The organism is Paenibacillus sp. FSL R7-0333 (assembly GCF_038000365.1).
GTDB classification, from domain to species: domain Bacteria; phylum Bacillota; class Bacilli; order Paenibacillales; family Paenibacillaceae; genus Paenibacillus_AQ; species Paenibacillus_AQ silagei.
In genome coordinates this window covers 5,770,044-5,784,479 of sequence record NZ_JBBOBZ010000001.1, presented here as the reverse complement: position 1 = coordinate 5,784,479, position 14,436 = coordinate 5,770,044, and the positions used below count along the sequence as shown (strand labels likewise).

General features: G+C 53.8%; 11 protein-coding genes. 7 read left to right on the top strand and 4 right to left on the bottom strand.

Annotated features, from left to right (window positions below; genetic code table 11):
- The first annotated feature begins 67 nt into the window (after positions 1 to 67).
- The 4 genes from tig to ispG all read left to right on the top strand — a co-directional run bounded on the left by tig (position 68) and on the right by ispG (position 4,829).
- The gene (tig, locus tag MKY86_RS24400; protein WP_076079372.1) at positions 68 to 1,411 is read left to right on the top strand and encodes a trigger factor; all 1,344 of its coding nucleotides are present in this window, start codon (positions 68 to 70) and stop codon (positions 1,409 to 1,411) included.
- A 282-nt stretch (positions 1,412 to 1,693) separates the two neighbouring features.
- Positions 1,694 to 2,284, top strand: a complete 591-nt coding sequence (gene clpP, locus MKY86_RS24395) for an ATP-dependent Clp endopeptidase proteolytic subunit ClpP (RefSeq protein ID WP_036726029.1) — start codon at positions 1,694 to 1,696, stop codon at positions 2,282 to 2,284.
- A 12-nt stretch (positions 2,285 to 2,296) separates the two neighbouring features.
- Positions 2,297 to 3,553, top strand: a complete 1,257-nt coding sequence (clpX, locus tag MKY86_RS24390; protein ID WP_036697574.1) for an ATP-dependent Clp protease ATP-binding subunit ClpX — start codon at positions 2,297 to 2,299, stop codon at positions 3,551 to 3,553.
- Positions 3,554 to 3,683: 130 nt separating this feature from the next.
- Positions 3,684 to 4,829 carry a flavodoxin-dependent (E)-4-hydroxy-3-methylbut-2-enyl-diphosphate synthase gene (gene ispG / locus MKY86_RS24385; protein ID WP_076079467.1) on the top strand — a complete coding sequence of 382 codons (1,146 nt, stop codon included), beginning with the start codon at positions 3,684 to 3,686 and terminating at the stop codon, positions 4,827 to 4,829.
- 91 nt (positions 4,830 to 4,920) lie between these two features.
- Here the strand turns inward: ispG and MKY86_RS24380 are convergent, their stop codons facing one another.
- The 4 genes from MKY86_RS24380 to MKY86_RS24365 are packed head-to-tail and all read right to left on the bottom strand — an operon-like array spanning position 4,921 to position 8,977.
- Positions 4,921 to 6,018: an endospore germination permease gene (locus MKY86_RS24380; RefSeq protein ID WP_143803722.1), complete on the bottom strand. Its 1,098-nt coding sequence runs from the start codon at positions 6,016 to 6,018 to the stop codon at positions 4,921 to 4,923.
- A gap of 34 nt (positions 6,019 to 6,052) precedes the next feature.
- Entirely contained in the window at positions 6,053 to 6,262 is a 210-nt protein-coding gene (locus MKY86_RS24375; RefSeq protein ID WP_076079373.1) for a hypothetical protein, read from the bottom strand.
- Positions 6,259 to 7,467, bottom strand: a complete 1,209-nt coding sequence (locus MKY86_RS24370) for a Ger(x)C family spore germination protein (protein ID WP_076079374.1) — start codon at positions 7,465 to 7,467, stop codon at positions 6,259 to 6,261. Before MKY86_RS24370 ends, MKY86_RS24375 begins: the two co-directional genes overlap by 4 nt.
- A 40-nt stretch (positions 7,468 to 7,507) precedes the next feature.
- Positions 7,508 to 8,977, bottom strand: a complete 1,470-nt coding sequence (locus tag MKY86_RS24365; protein ID WP_076079375.1) for a spore germination protein — start codon at positions 8,975 to 8,977, stop codon at positions 7,508 to 7,510.
- Between the two features lie 182 nt (positions 8,978 to 9,159).
- Between MKY86_RS24365 and lonB the strand changes: the two genes are divergently transcribed.
- The 3 genes from lonB (at position 9,160) to lon (ending at position 14,410) form a co-directional block, all read left to right on the top strand.
- Entirely contained in the window at positions 9,160 to 10,869 is a 1,710-nt protein-coding gene (gene lonB, locus MKY86_RS24360; protein ID WP_076079376.1) for an ATP-dependent protease LonB, read from the top strand.
- Positions 10,870 to 11,286: 417 nt separating this feature from the next.
- Positions 11,287 to 11,790 carry a hypothetical protein gene (locus MKY86_RS24355; protein WP_076079377.1) on the top strand — a complete coding sequence of 168 codons (504 nt, stop codon included), beginning with the start codon at positions 11,287 to 11,289 and terminating at the stop codon, positions 11,788 to 11,790.
- A gap of 250 nt (positions 11,791 to 12,040) precedes the next feature.
- The gene (gene lon, locus MKY86_RS24350; RefSeq protein WP_076079378.1) at positions 12,041 to 14,410 is read left to right on the top strand and encodes an endopeptidase La; all 2,370 of its coding nucleotides are present in this window, start codon (positions 12,041 to 12,043) and stop codon (positions 14,408 to 14,410) included.
- Positions 14,411 to 14,436: the final 26 nt, after the last annotated feature.

Here is a 14,436-nt window from a genome sequence, read left to right as displayed (position 1 = left end):
TTCTGTGCGTGAAATGTTGGACTATTTAAGTAAACATGTAACCTATTTTTGGAGGGAAAAGTATATTATGAAAGCAACTTGGGAAAAGATAGAGAAGAACCTCGGAGTTCTTGAAGTCGAAGTAGAAGCAGACCGCGTAGCTGCAGCACTCGACAAAGCCTTTAATAAAGTGGTAAAGAAAGCAAACGTACCTGGATTCCGTAAAGGTAAAGTACCGCGGCCGATTTTTGAATCCCGTTTCGGTGTTGAAAGCCTGTATCAGGATGCTATCGACATTCTTCTTCCTGAAGCTTACGGCGAAGCCGTTGAACAGACTGACATCTTCCCTGTAGACCGTCCTGAAGTGGACATCGAGCAATTCGCCAAGGGCCAGCCGTTCATCTTCAAAGCGAAGATCACAGTTAAGCCAGAAGTGAAGCTGGGCGAGTACAAAGGTCTGGAAGTACCAGTACAGAAGGCGGAAGTCACTGACGAAGAGCTGAATGCTGAACTGAAGCGTCTGCAAGAGCGTCACGCTGAGCTTGTTGTCATCGAAGAAGGAGCAGCAGCGAACGGCGACATCACAGTAATTGATTTTGACGGTTCGGTTGATGGCGTTCCATTCGAAGGCGGACAGGCTGAGCGTCATTCCCTGGAGCTGGGCAGCAATTCCTTCATTCCAGGATTCGAAGAGCAGGTAGTGGGCATGTCCACTGGAGACTTCAAGGATGTTGAAGTAACCTTCCCTGAGACTTACCACGCTGCTGAACTCGCAGGCAAAGCTGCTGTATTCAAAGTGAAGCTGCACGAAATCAAGCGCAAACAGCTTCCTGAGCTGGATGATGAATTCGCCAAGGATGTTAGTGAATTCGACACTCTCAAAGAATACAAAGCAGACCTGAAGGCACAGCTCGAATCCCGCAAGCAGGAAGAGCTGAAGAGCGTTCGTGAATCCGCGGTAGTTGACGCAGCAGCAGCAAATGCTGAAGTGGAAATTCCTGAGGCCATGATCGCCAGCGAAGTGGAGAACATGGTTCGTGACTTCGATACCCGTCTCCGCCAGCAGGGCATGAACATGGATATGTTCCTCAGCTTCTCGGGCCAGACTCGTGAAGACCTGCAGGGACAAATGAAGGGCGATGCTGAGAAGCGCGTTCGTAACAACCTTGTTCTGGAAGTTATTGCTAAGGAAGAGAAGATCGAAGTGTCGGAAGAAGAAGTTACGCAAGAGCTTGCTACTATGGCTGAAGCTTACAAGCGTACTCCTGAAGAAATCCGCAGCATTCTGGCAGCCAACGGTTCCCTGAGCAGCCTGAACGATGAGATCTCCCTGCGCAAGACCATCGAATTCCTCGTTAGCAACAGCGTGGAAGTTGAAGCTCCGGCAGCACCTGCAGAAGAAGCGGCAGCAGAAGAAGCAAAGGCTGAGTAAGCTTCAATCCTTTACCTAGAACGGCTATCCATTAGCCTCCATAGAGATTTGATAAGGCACGTAAGTTTTTGTTACGTGCCTTATTTTTATCGGGGGCCGGGCGTTTAGTAGTACATATCATGAACCCTTCAATTGGCATTGTCCGTGGAATTGCGTTATAATGGCATGCACATGAACAATGCGGTTTAGGGACCCAGTGAATAAATGACATCCCGCTTTGAACGTGTTAAAATATTTCTGAAACGGAAAGACTAATCTGTATAGAGAAAAGAGGTTGGTGGCATGAGTCTGGTACCAATGGTTGTGGAAACGACAAGCCGGGGAGAACGCTCATACGATATCTATTCCAGATTGCTCAAGGATCGCATCATCTTCCTGAGCAGTGCGATTGACGATGATGTCGCCAATCTGGTTATTGCGCAGTTGCTGTTCCTGGCAGCAGATGACCCCGAAAAAGACATTCACTTGTACCTCAACTCGCCCGGTGGTTCTGTCACAGCCGGCATGGGTATATATGATACGATGCAATATATCAAACCGGATGTTTCAACGATTTGCGTAGGGATGGCAGCCAGTATGGGATCATTGCTCCTGACAGCCGGAGCGCCCGGCAAGAGATATGCGCTGACCAACAGCGAGGTTATGATTCATCAGCCGCTTGGCGGCGTTCAGGGGCAGGCGTCCGACATCTGGATTCATACCGACTGGATTCTCAAGACCAAGGCGAAGCTGAATCAGATTTATGTAGAGCGCACAGGTCAGCCCCTTGACAAAATCGAACGGGATACAGACCGCGATAACTTCATGAGCGCGGAAGAAGCGAAGGAATACGGGCTCATTGACCAGGTACTCTCTTCACCGATCATATCTTAAAGGGGTGGTAAGATGTTTAAATTTAACGATGAAAAAGGACAATTGAAATGTTCCTTTTGCGGCAAATCACAAGAGCAGGTTCGTAAGCTCGTAGCGGGACCTGGCGTTTATATATGTGACGAATGCATCGAGCTGTGCACGGAGATTGTGGAAGAGGAGCTGGGCCACGAGGAAGAGCTGGATATGAAGGATATTCCGAAACCGAAGGAAATCCGTGATATTCTGGATCAATACGTTATCGGCCAGGAGCAAGCGAAGAAATCGCTCTCCGTCGCTGTATACAATCACTACAAGCGTGTGAACAGCCAGAGCAAGATTGAAGATGTGGAGCTGACGAAGAGCAACATTCTGCTGCTCGGACCTACAGGCTCCGGTAAGACCCTGCTGGCGCAGACGATGGCGAAGATCATCAACGTGCCTTTTGCCATTGCAGATGCCACTTCCCTTACGGAAGCCGGTTATGTGGGTGAAGATGTTGAGAACATTCTCCTGAAGCTGATTCAAGCGGCTGATTATGATGTGGAGAAAGCCGAACGCGGCATTATCTATATAGACGAAATTGACAAGGTAGCGCGTAAATCCGAGAACCCGTCCATTACCCGTGACGTATCCGGTGAAGGCGTTCAGCAGGCGCTGCTGAAGATTCTGGAAGGTACAGTCGCTTCAGTTCCACCGCAAGGCGGACGCAAGCATCCTCATCAGGAATTCATCCAGATTGATACTACGAACATTCTGTTCATCGTAGGCGGTGCCTTCGACGGCCTGGAGCAGATGATCAAGCGCCGTATCGGCAAAAAAGTCATCGGCTTCAACGCTGCGGTTGAAGGACAGAAGGACCTCAAGGCCGGTGAATACCTGTCCATGGTATTACCTGAGGATCTGCTGAAGTTCGGTCTTATCCCAGAGTTCGTCGGCCGTCTGCCGGTGATCTCGACCTTGGAGCCGCTTGATGAGAGCACCCTGGTACGTATTCTCTCCGAGCCTAAGAATGCGCTCGTGAAGCAGTATGTGAAGCTGCTGGAGATGGATAATGTAGCTCTGAAGTTCGAACCGCTTGCTCTTGAAGCGATTGCGAAGGAAGCGATCAAGCGCAACACCGGTGCCCGTGGACTGCGTGCCATCATTGAGAGCATTATGCTTGATGTGATGTACGAGGTGCCTTCACGGGATGACATTAAGGATTGTGTCATTACCGAGCAGGTTGTTAAGGAGAAGTCCCTGCCGGAGCTTAGTCTCAAGAAGGATAAGAAAAAAGAAGAAAGCGCGTAAGCCAGGCTTAAATAACCGGGCCTGACACGGCTTAACAATACAGCTCAGGGTCTCCACTTTCTCCCGCACACCCCGCATGACCTGCGGGGGCGGGGAGGGTGGAGCTTTGATCGTTATGGGGGAGAAAACCATGTTCCTGAGACACCAGACCCGTCCCGTCAATGTTGGCGGAGTGATTATCGGGGGTAACAACGAGGTTGCCATCCAAAGCATGTGTACGACCAAGACCGCTGATGTGGAGGCAACCGTGGCCGAGATTCTGCGGCTGGAGGAAGCCGGCTGTCAGCTCGTGCGTGTAACGGTCAACAATGAAGAAGCGGCAGCAGCGATTAAGGAGATCAAGAAGCAGATTCATATCCCGCTCGTAGCGGATATTCATTTCAATTACAAGCTGGCCCTGCTGGCGATTGAGAACGGCATCGACAAGGTGCGGATCAATCCCGGCAATATCGGACGCCGTGATAAGGTGGAAGCTGTCGTTAAGGCCTGTAAGGAGAAGGGGATCCCGATCCGTATCGGGGTTAACGCCGGTTCACTGGAGAATCACCTGCTGGAGAAATACGGTTATCCTACACCGGAGGCGATGGTTGAGAGTGCCTTGTACCATATCGGCATTCTGGAGGAGCTGGACTTCCACGATATTATCGTATCGCTGAAGGCGTCCGATGTGCCGATGGCCATCGAAGCCTACCGCAAGGCAGCGGAGGTCATTCCTTATCCGCTGCATCTGGGGATTACCGAGTCCGGTACTCTGTTCGCCGGAACAGTGAAGAGCTCGGCCGGGATCGGCGCGCTGCTCTCCATGGGCATCGGCAGTACAGTGCGGATCTCCCTGAGTGCTGATCCGGTGGAGGAAGTGAAGGTAGCGCGTGAGCTGCTGAAGACCTTCGGTCTGATCTCGAATGCGGCAACTCTGATCTCCTGCCCGACCTGCGGACGCCTGGATATTGACCTCTTCTCGATTGCGAACGAAGTGGAGGAGTACATCTCCAAGCTGAAGGTGCCGATTAAGGTATCCGTCCTCGGCTGTGCGGTGAATGGTCCGGGGGAAGCCAGAGAAGCAGACATCGGCATCGCCGGTGCGCGCGGAGAAGGGCTGTTGTTCCGTTACGGCAAGATGATCCGCAAGGTGCCTGAGGCGGAGCTGGTCTCCGAGCTGAAGAAGGAGATTGACATTATTGTGGAGCACTTTGAGGCGACTGGCGAGATTCCCGGCCGTAGTCATGCCGGACTGGCTCCGGCGGTAGTTGCCGGTAACCCGGAGAGCAGCAATTAACTGAACTCATTCTAGTCACTAGGTTATATACATGTAGCGCCCGGCCACAGCGGCCCTGATATCATCAGGTCGTCTGCGGCCGGGCGTTTTTTCATACGTTTTTTCGGAAGAGGACCTTCTTAAGCAGGGTTGTTACATAGACCAGGGAAGGGATCAGCACCAGGAACAGGAAGGCGAATTTCCCCCATACCGTGCCGATAATGTTGTTGACATAGACAGTATTGATATAGGTGCTCCAGGCGATGATGAGGAACAATACCGCCAGCGGATAAATTAGATGTCCAGGAGACTTGACCCGGAAGACGGTCTGAATTCCTTTCAGAATGGAGAGGTAGAGCAGTGAGATTTTGATGAAAAAGGTTAATACCCAGATGGTGATCAGTATGCCCTCAACGCGCTGCAGGATGTTCCCGATATTGATGGTTTTGGCCAAAGCGAAGGCAGGAAAGGTACTGTTCTCCGTCTGTTCAATGCCCAGGATAAGGATGCTGAGCAGCACGATCAGGAGCAGCGCGGCACCGCCTGTAATCGTACCCCAGAGGAAGGCCTTCTCCCCGCTTGACCGCTTATGGACCAGAGGCAGGAATGTCATCATTACGATAAGCTCCTGAAACATAGCCGCCTGACCCCCGGCCTGGAAGACAGGACGGATGCCACCCTCCAGAACAGGCTTGATATGATTCCACTCGATCTGGGGGATCAGGGTCAGCACAAGGATCAGGAATAGAAACACTACCCACGGAAAAAGCAGCTCCCCCAATCTGGCGAGGATGATCACTCCCATACTGGCACTCATCACCGCAGCGAACAGGAACGCGATCTGGATGGCCTCAATCGGGGTCTCCGGCATGATCTCACTGGAAATGAAGAATCCGAGGTCGCCCAGCAAAGTGCCGGTGAGAATGAAGAAATAGAACAGATACAGCAGGGAGATTATTTTACCGGGCCACTTGCCGAAGGCAGCTTCATGAATCTCAAAGAGATGTCTGCCAGGGTGAAGCCGGGCAATGAACAGATACAGCACCACCATGATGAGGTTGATCATAAGGCTTGCGAGCGAGGCGATCCAGGCATCTTCTCTGGCGGTATGCGCAAGTCCGCTCGGGATGACCAGAATGGAGGTGCCGATGGTTAAACCGAATGTCATGATGTAGAACTGCCTTGGGGCAATACCGGTATAGCTCTTCACCTCTAATTCTCACCTCCTGTACGCACAAAAGTATTCAGAGCAGCAGCTCCATGATGCTGCGGACCCAGTCGAGCGGTCTGAACTGGGGCAGCTTGGCCTGCTCTGCTAGAACGGCCATGACGCTCAGAGTCCAGATCCCATAGTAAATGGTGGCGTCCCGGACCGAGCGGAGCTTGAGGATGGCCGGGGTTTGCAGGAATAAGACAAACAGCAGGAAGCACAGCAGCAGCAGACTCCAGTTCATTTCTCCTCAAGCTCCCTTCGGAGCGGCTGGATGACCGAGCCTATGCGCCGGATCACCACATTGGACTGAACATGGACCTTAACCGTCTTGAAGCTGTCCTCCCAATGCTGGCGGTACTCCTTCCACAGATGGGGGTAGTGCCGGTGCAGCGCTTCTCCGAAGCCGAAGATATCCGAATTGTACCGCTGCTGGATCACTCGGATATCACCGGACAACCGCTCATTGTAGCGCTTCTCCAGATTCTTCTCAATACCCTCGATGCTGGAGGGCTTGTTCAGATCCAGCGTGCCCTCCACGGTCGTCAGATTTCCTTCTATGTTCAGCCGCACAGTGAATGCCGGTTTGTCCTGTTCATTCAGTCTGATCTTTATTGAGGTGTCTGCACGGGTAACAATGAATCCCGCAGTGCCGCCATCCGGGGCAGGAACATTTCCAGCCGTGGAATCCACGTTGTTCAGCGTATAATTGACAGTCTTGCTAAGCGGTTCTCCCAGCCATCCGACCAGCTTGTCTTTTTTGAATACAGCAATCCCGGCGTGCTCGATCAGCGCCTTCGGGCTGATGCTCCGTACATTCTCGGTCGTCTCTGCGTCCTGTACCTCTCCTTGTAACTGTACCCCTGACATGATCGGATTAGAGCCGCCGCGTTCAAGCTCGGTAATGAATTGCTGTAGCGTAACCTTCCCGGTGGCTGCCCATTTCTTATGGGAGACCAGAATCGAAGAGTACAGGGAGTTCGCCGGAATATGCTCGAAGGGCGTGATCACCTCCAGAATCTTTGAAGCTTTGGCATTCTTAGCTACGAGCAGATAAAAGTCGGTACGAAGCTGATTATCGCGTGAGATGTAATCCAGCGCATCGCTGACCCCGCTGCGGGCCAGCGCTTCCCCGAACACAAGCACGCGGATATGAGACAGGTATAACATACGGGGGGTTAAGCTGAGCATCCGCTGCAGGGCATCGGGGACGGTCTTGCCTACCGACTTGTAGGTAGCGACAGGTAGGCTTCCGGAGGAGGCACCCTTCTGGTTGCCGGCTTCGCTGGGATTCATAACCTGAACAGTAATCGCATAGCCTTCCGGGTCCAGATCAATCCCGAGCGCCATGACCAGAGCGAGATCATTCAGTTCCTTGCGGCTCCAGCATCCAGTTAGCGGCAGGAGACTCAGGAGCAAGAGAAGCGTAACTATGCGTCTTCCACGCATCAGGCAGCATTCCTTTCCAGTATGGATTCGCATATTTCCCCTAATTGCGTCCGAAATACTTCTTCATCCCGCGCCGCGAGACACGGATGAAGGTATCCTTCTGGCTCTGCCAGCGCATAGGGGCCAAGGAGGTCATGTAAGGAACGCCCACCGAGTCCAGGCTGCACAGATGCAGACCCAGCATAATCATTGCGATAATCATCCCGTACAGGCCGAAGGAAGCGGCAATCGCCATCAGCACAAAACGCAGCATCCGTACAGAGATTCCAACATTGAAGGCCGGCAGCGCGAAATTAGCAATGGCTGTGATAGACACCACGATGACCATAGCGGCTGAGACGAGTCCGGCATCGACAGCAGCCTGGCCAATAACCAGCGTTCCGACGATAGAGACGGACTGGCCGATCGACTTGGGCAGCCGGATACCCGCTTCGCGGAGAACCTCGAACGTAATCTCCATGATGAATGCTTCAAGGAAGGCCGGAAAGGGAATGCCCTCGCGCTGTCCGATCAGACTGATCAGCAGAGTGGTCGGAATCATCTCCTGATGAAAAGTAGTGATTGCGATATAGAAGGAAGGAGTCAGCAGCGCAACGGCGAAGCAGAAGTACCGGAGCAGCCGCACCAGACTGGCAAAATCACTCCGCTGATAATAATCCTCGCTGGACTGGAAGAACTGGACCAGCAGCGCAGGAACTACGAGTACGAACGGAGTGCCTTCGGTGAGAATGGCGATACGCCCTTCCAACAGTGCCGAAGCCGTAACATCGGGACGCTCTGTATTATAAACGGTAGGGAAAGGGCTATAATGCTTATCCTGAATGACCTCCTCGATATAATTGCTCTCCAGCACGCTGTCCAGTCTGGCCTTATCCAGCCGGCTGCGCAGCTCCTGCAAGACGACGGGGTCGGCATTGTCTTCTATATACATCACAGCTATATTGGTCTGTGTCTGTTCACCGAGCCTTCGCTCTTCAATGCGCAGCTTCGGGTTATGGATTCTCCGGCGGATCAGAGCGGTGTTCTCCCGCAGGGATTCCGTGAAGCCCTCGCGCGGCCCCCGCACCACGGATTGGGATACGGCATCTTCTACCGCACGCTGCTTCAGCGCTTCTGTACCGGCAGACAGCGCCACCCTGCTCCCTTCAATGAAGAGAATGGTGTTGCCGGACAGAATTTCATTCTCAGCTTCTGTATAGTTGCAGATCTCCCCCACCTTGCCGAGGGTAAGTGTCCGTTCCTGCAGCAGCTTAAGACAGGTCTGCGGATGGAAGTCGTCCATCTCATGGAACAGATTGGCATCCTCGTGGATGGCCTGGATCAACTCCCGCGGCTCCGACAGTCCTTCAATAAATATGATTACAGCGGACAAGGGGCCGAGCGAGATGAATCGGTAGATGATATCTGCGCTTTTGCCCATGCGGGCTTGCATTCCCTCAATCACGGAGGACAGAGATTCCGGCAGCTCCTCCTGCGGCGATTCTGCCTGTTCAAGTGGTGTCATGTGCATTCGCCTCCTGTTGTTCCGTATAGTCTTTCCGATTGTGGGAATCGTATGCAATTGAGGGACAACGAGGGCGGCGCTGGCTCTGTTTTTTTGGCGCAGGCGTTTACTAATGAGTGAAACGGCTATACTACCTAGTAGTAGTTGAATACAGGATAGATAGACGGAAGGATACAGGAGGGTGACCTATGGAACTAAGTATATTGCTGATGGTCGTGCAGCTCTTTTTCGCGCTGGTCATCGGCGTTTATTTTTGGAATCTGCTGCGGGGACAGAAGACCAATAAGACAGCGGTGGACCGGGAATCACGCAAGGAGCTGGACAAGCTGCGCAAAATGCGGATGATCTCACTGACCAAGCCGCTCTCGGAAAAGACGCGTCCGGCCTCCATCGACGATATCGTCGGACAGAAGGACGGGCTGCGCGCCTTGAAGGCCGCGTTATGCAGTGCCAATCCGCAGCATGTCATTATCTATGGCCCGCCGGGTGTGGGCAAGACGGCAGCGGCGCGGGTAGTTATGGAAGAAGCGAAGAAGAATGCGTTATCGCCATTCAAACGCGATGCCAAATTCACCGAGATCGACGCCACTACGGCGCGCTTTGACGAGCGCGGAATTGCCGATCCGCTGATCGGCTCTGTGCATGATCCGATCTATCAGGGTGCGGGGGCCATGGGGGTGGCTGGTGTTCCGCAGCCTAAGCCGGGAGCGGTAACCAAGGCGCATGGCGGCATTCTGTTCCTCGATGAGATCGGCGAGCTGCATCCGATTCAGATGAATAAGCTTCTGAAGGTGCTGGAGGACCGCAAGGTGCTGCTGGAGAGCGCCTATTACAACTCTGAGGATAACAATACGCCTGCGTATATCCATGATATCTTTCAGAATGGCCTGCCTGCCGATTTCCGGCTGGTTGGAGCCACTACAAGGTCGCCGGACGAGATCTCGCCTGCGCTGCGTTCGCGCTGCATGGAGATTTATTTCCGTCCGCTGTTGCCGGAGGAGATTGCCGTGATCGGACGGGATGCCGTCCAGAAGATCGGGCTGAAGCCAAGCCCCGAAGCGGTCGAGGTCGTGCAGCAGTATGCTACGAACGGCCGCGAGGCGGTGAATATGATTCAGCTGGCTGCGGGCCTTGCCTTGACCGAAGGCCGGGATACGCTGAGCGCTGCGGAAGTGGAATGGGTCGCCAGCAGCAGCCAGCTGCCGCTGCGGACGGAGCGTAAGATACCATCCGCCCCACAGGTCGGACTGGTCAACGGCCTTGCCGTCTACGGGCCCGGCATGGGCACACTGCTGGAGATTGAGGTCTCAGCCGCGCCATCCCTTAACGGGCCGGGCAGGCTGAATATCACCGGGGTAGTCGATGAAGAGGAGACACGCGGAGGCTCGCGGACTGTGCGGCGCAAGAGCATGGCCCGGGGCTCGATTGAGAATGTGCTGACCGTCCTGCGCTCCATGAAGCTGGAGCCGGATAAGTATGACCTGCACATTAACTTCCCCGGCGGGACGCCGATTGACGGTCCGTCCGCCGGGGTGGCCATGGCGGTGGCCATTGTCTCGGCCATCCGGCAGCTGCCGGTGGACAACACGGTGGCGATCACCGGGGAGGTCGGCATCCATGGCCGGGTGAAGCCGGTCGGCGGTGTGGTCGCCAAGGTGGAGGCTGCCTTCCAGGCGGGAGCAACGACTGTGCTGATTCCGAAGGAGAACTGGCAGTCGCTGTTCGCCGATCTCGGCGCGCTGCGGGTGATCCCTGTGGACACGGTGGAGGAAGTCTTCCGCCACCTGTTCGGCACCGATACGGCGGACATCAGAATGCCCGCCGTATCCGGCGAGACGTTCTCCTCGTCGCCTTCGCTGCTGAAGGCGGATGCTTCGGGGGAGAGTCTGCCGGGATAGTGGACGGCTGAACATTGTTTACATGAAGGGAAGCCTCCGGAATCTCTGCCGGGGCTTCTTTTTGCCGAGAATTTATAGGCTCCACACGATCCTGAAATAGTAGTTGGATATTCTCCACTTGCTGATGAACGATAGAGCCCTGCTACAATAGGAGTTGGAAAAACAGCACTTAAATCCACCCGTTTCCCCCACAGTTACTATAACCAACAATATTAGATGCTGTTTTTCCAATTACTTCAGTCTATCCCTCAGAAACGGGAGAATTAAGACACCTTTTTCCACTTGCTTGTTGATCTTGCTGATATGATATAATTATTAGATCAGTGTGTGGAGATATTAGTCTGCTTGACCGGCTAAAAATATATGTCTCAGGATACGTCTACCCTCTGAAATACTGTGTCAATGGAGATGACGTACATGCACGGAGAGACAAGACTGCCTAGAAACGCCAAGGAAGGTATTTTATTTTTACTCATTATTTCGATCCTATCGGTCAACACCATTGCGCCTGTGATTGTGGGACTGGAACTCGGGTTCAGCAAGGAAGTATATCTGGATACCCTGAAGGTCATTCCCTTCATGTGGATAATCGTCGTTCTGCTGGTGAAGCTGGTTGCCGGACCTCTGGTTGGCATCGTAATGCCGAGATTCATAGGACGCACGGATGGATTTAATGCCAGGGTTCTATTGAATATTGTACTGAATGTCACCGTATTATCCATACTGCTGTCTGTGATCGGGCCCTGGGTCGGCATGAGACGGATAAGCCTGGAGCCCATTAAGAACTTCCTTCACATCTGGCCGAGGAACTTCGGTGTAGCCTTCTGGATTGAACTGCTAGTGGCGCAGCCGATAGCCCGATTTGGTATGAAGCTTCTTCATGCCAGACAGGACCGCAAATCTGAAGGGTTCCAGGTATAGGGTATAACCGGACAGCCTGCTCTACAAGACCATAATTCTGAAGGACGTCCGCAGGACGTTCTTTCTTTGTATGCAGACGGGCTTCCTCTGAATCCGGCAAACGGGATAGTCCTCTGAAGTTCAGCGAATACTAAAGGGCGACTATGCCAATAACGCCAATTGCGGACACGGGTTGTTGGTGTTTTCATGCGGCTTTTGTTAGAATGAATGCATATGACACTACTTATGAACCATGGGAGGTGCGAAAGCGATGATACAAAATAAATCCAAAGGTCGTCGTTTTCCTTTATTACCGCTTAGAGGTCTTCTTGTATATCCCAGTATGGTTCTGCATCTGGATGTAGGCCGTGAGAAGTCCGTCCGGGCACTAGAGAAAGCTATGGTTGAAGATAATCTTATTCTCCTCTGCTCCCAATCGGAAGTTAATATTGAGGAGCCGGGGCAAGAGGATATATTCCGCGTGGGTACAGTGGCGAATGTGCGGCAGATGCTGAAGCTTCCCAATGGTACGATCCGTGTGCTGGTGGAAGGCGTAGAGCGGGCTGAGATCATTCATTATACGGACAACGAGGAGTACTACGAGGTGATGGCGCGTGAGCTGCCGGAGCAGGAGGATGTGGACCAGGAGAGCGATGCCCTGATGCGCAGCGTACTGAGCCAGTTTGAACACTACATCACTTTGTCCAAAAAAGTAACTCCAGAGACACTTGCTGCGGTCTCCGATATCGAGGAGCCTGGGCGGCTGGCGGATGTCATCACCAGTCATCTGGCGCTGAAGATCAAGGACAAACAGGAGATCCTGGAGACCATTGACGTCAGCAAGCGTCTGGAGAAGCTGCTCGATATTCTCAATAATGAGCGCGAAGTGTTGGAGCTGGAACGCAAGATCAGCCAGCGTGTGAAGAAGCAGATGGAGAAGACCCAGAAGGAGTATTACCTGCGCGAGCAGATGAAAGCGATCCAGAAGGAGCTTGGCGAGAAGGAAGGCCGGGCCGGTGAAGCCGATGAGCTGCGCACCCAGATGGAAGAGAAGAATCTGCCGGAACGGGTGCAGGAGAAGATCCTGAAGGAGATCGACCGTCTGGAGAAAATGCCGGCAAGCTCGGCCGAAGGCAGCGTCATCCGCAACTACGTGGATTGGCTGCTCGGTCTGCCCTGGAGCGAAGCCACGGAAGATGATCTGGATATCCGCAAGGCGGAAGAAGTGCTGGACGCAGACCACTACGGTCTGGAGAAGCCGAAGGAACGTGTGCTGGAATACCTGGCCGTGCAGAAGCTGGTCAAGGGTCTGAAGGGGCCGATTCTGTGTCTGGTAGGTCCTCCGGGCGTCGGCAAAACCTCGCTCGCCCGCTCCATCGCCCGCTCCCTGAACCGCAAGTTCGTCCGCATCTCGCTGGGCGGCGTGCGGGATGAAGCCGAGATCCGGGGTCACCGCCGCACGTATGTCGGCGCAATGCCGGGCCGGATTATCCAGGGGATGAAGACGGCAGGCAGCATCAACCCGGTCTTCCTGCTGGATGAGATCGACAAGATGGCAGCGGATTTCCGCGGCGATCCGTCGGCGGCCCTGCTGGAGGTGCTGGACCCGGAACAGAACAATACGTTCAGCGATCACTTCGTAGAGCTGCCGTTCGACCTGTCGAACGTCATGTTCGTCACTACGGCGAATGCCGTGCATAACATTCCGCGTCCGCTGCTGGACCGGATGGAGATGCTGTTCATTCCCGGCTATACGGAGCTGGAGAAGCTGCAGATTGCCAGCCGTTATCTGCTGCCGAAGCAGCGCAAGAGCCATGGCCTTGCGGAAGAGCAGCTGTCCATCGGAGACGATACGCTGCTGAAGATTGTCCGCGAGTACACCCGCGAATCCGGGGTGCGGAATCTGGAGCAGCAGATTGCTGCCCTCTGCCGCAAGGCGGCGAAGCAGATTGTCTCGGAAGAGAAGGAACGCGTCAGCATTCTTCCGGAGGAGATCAAGGATTATTTGGGAGCCTCCAAGTTCCGTTATGGAATGGCTGAGCTGGAGGATCAGATCGGTACCGTTACCGGGCTGGCCTGGACAGAGGTTGGCGGTGATACGCTGCTGATTGAAGTCACGGTGGTTCAGGGCACCGGGAAGCTGACGCTGACCGGACAGCTCGGCGATGTAATGAAGGAGTCGGCGCAGGCCGCCTTCAGCTATACCCGCTCGAAGGCGGAGGAGCTGGGGCTTGCCCCTGATTTTCACGAGAAGAACGATATTCACATCCATATTCCCGAAGGTGCGATTCCCAAGGACGGTCCGTCCGCAGGGATTACCATCGCCACGGCGCTGATCTCCGCGCTCACCAAGCGTTATGTCTCCAAGCATGTGGCCATGACCGGCGAGATCACGCTGCGCGGCCGCGTATTGCCGATCGGAGGCCTGAAGGAGAAGTCCCTGGCCGCCCACCGTGCAGGCTACAAGAAGATTCTTATGCCGAAGGACAATGAACGCGACCTCAAGGATATTCCTGAGAGTGTCCGTAATGATGTCGAGTTCGTGCCGGTATCCCATATGGACCAGGTGCTGAAGCACGCGCTCGTAGATCATGCAGAAGACGTTACACCGGCTCAGACTCAGATACAGATACAGAAATAAGCATTGAAGCGCCCAGTAGTGTGCAT

Bases quoted from the DNA above. Each gene is read 5' to 3' on its own strand.
- tig (WP_076079372.1), top strand. From the start codon at position 68: ATGAAAGCAACTTGGGAAAAGATAGAGAAGAACCTCGGAGTTCTTGAA.
- clpP (WP_036726029.1), top strand. From the start codon at position 1,694: ATGAGTCTGGTACCAATGGTTGTGGAAACGACAAGCCGGGGAGAACGC.
- clpX (WP_036697574.1), top strand. From the start codon at position 2,297: ATGTTTAAATTTAACGATGAAAAAGGACAATTGAAATGTTCCTTTTGC.
- ispG (WP_076079467.1), top strand. From the start codon at position 3,684: ATGTTCCTGAGACACCAGACCCGTCCCGTCAATGTTGGCGGAGTGATT.
- MKY86_RS24375 (WP_076079373.1), bottom strand. From the start codon at position 6,262: ATGAACTGGAGTCTGCTGCTGCTGTGCTTCCTGCTGTTTGTCTTATTC.
- MKY86_RS24370 (WP_076079374.1), bottom strand. From the start codon at position 7,467: ATGCGTGGAAGACGCATAGTTACGCTTCTCTTGCTCCTGAGTCTCCTG.
- MKY86_RS24365 (WP_076079375.1), bottom strand. From the start codon at position 8,977: ATGCACATGACACCACTTGAACAGGCAGAATCGCCGCAGGAGGAGCTG.
- lonB (WP_076079376.1), top strand. From the start codon at position 9,160: ATGGAACTAAGTATATTGCTGATGGTCGTGCAGCTCTTTTTCGCGCTG.
- MKY86_RS24355 (WP_076079377.1), top strand. From the start codon at position 11,287: ATGCACGGAGAGACAAGACTGCCTAGAAACGCCAAGGAAGGTATTTTA.
- lon (WP_076079378.1), top strand. From the start codon at position 12,041: ATGATACAAAATAAATCCAAAGGTCGTCGTTTTCCTTTATTACCGCTT.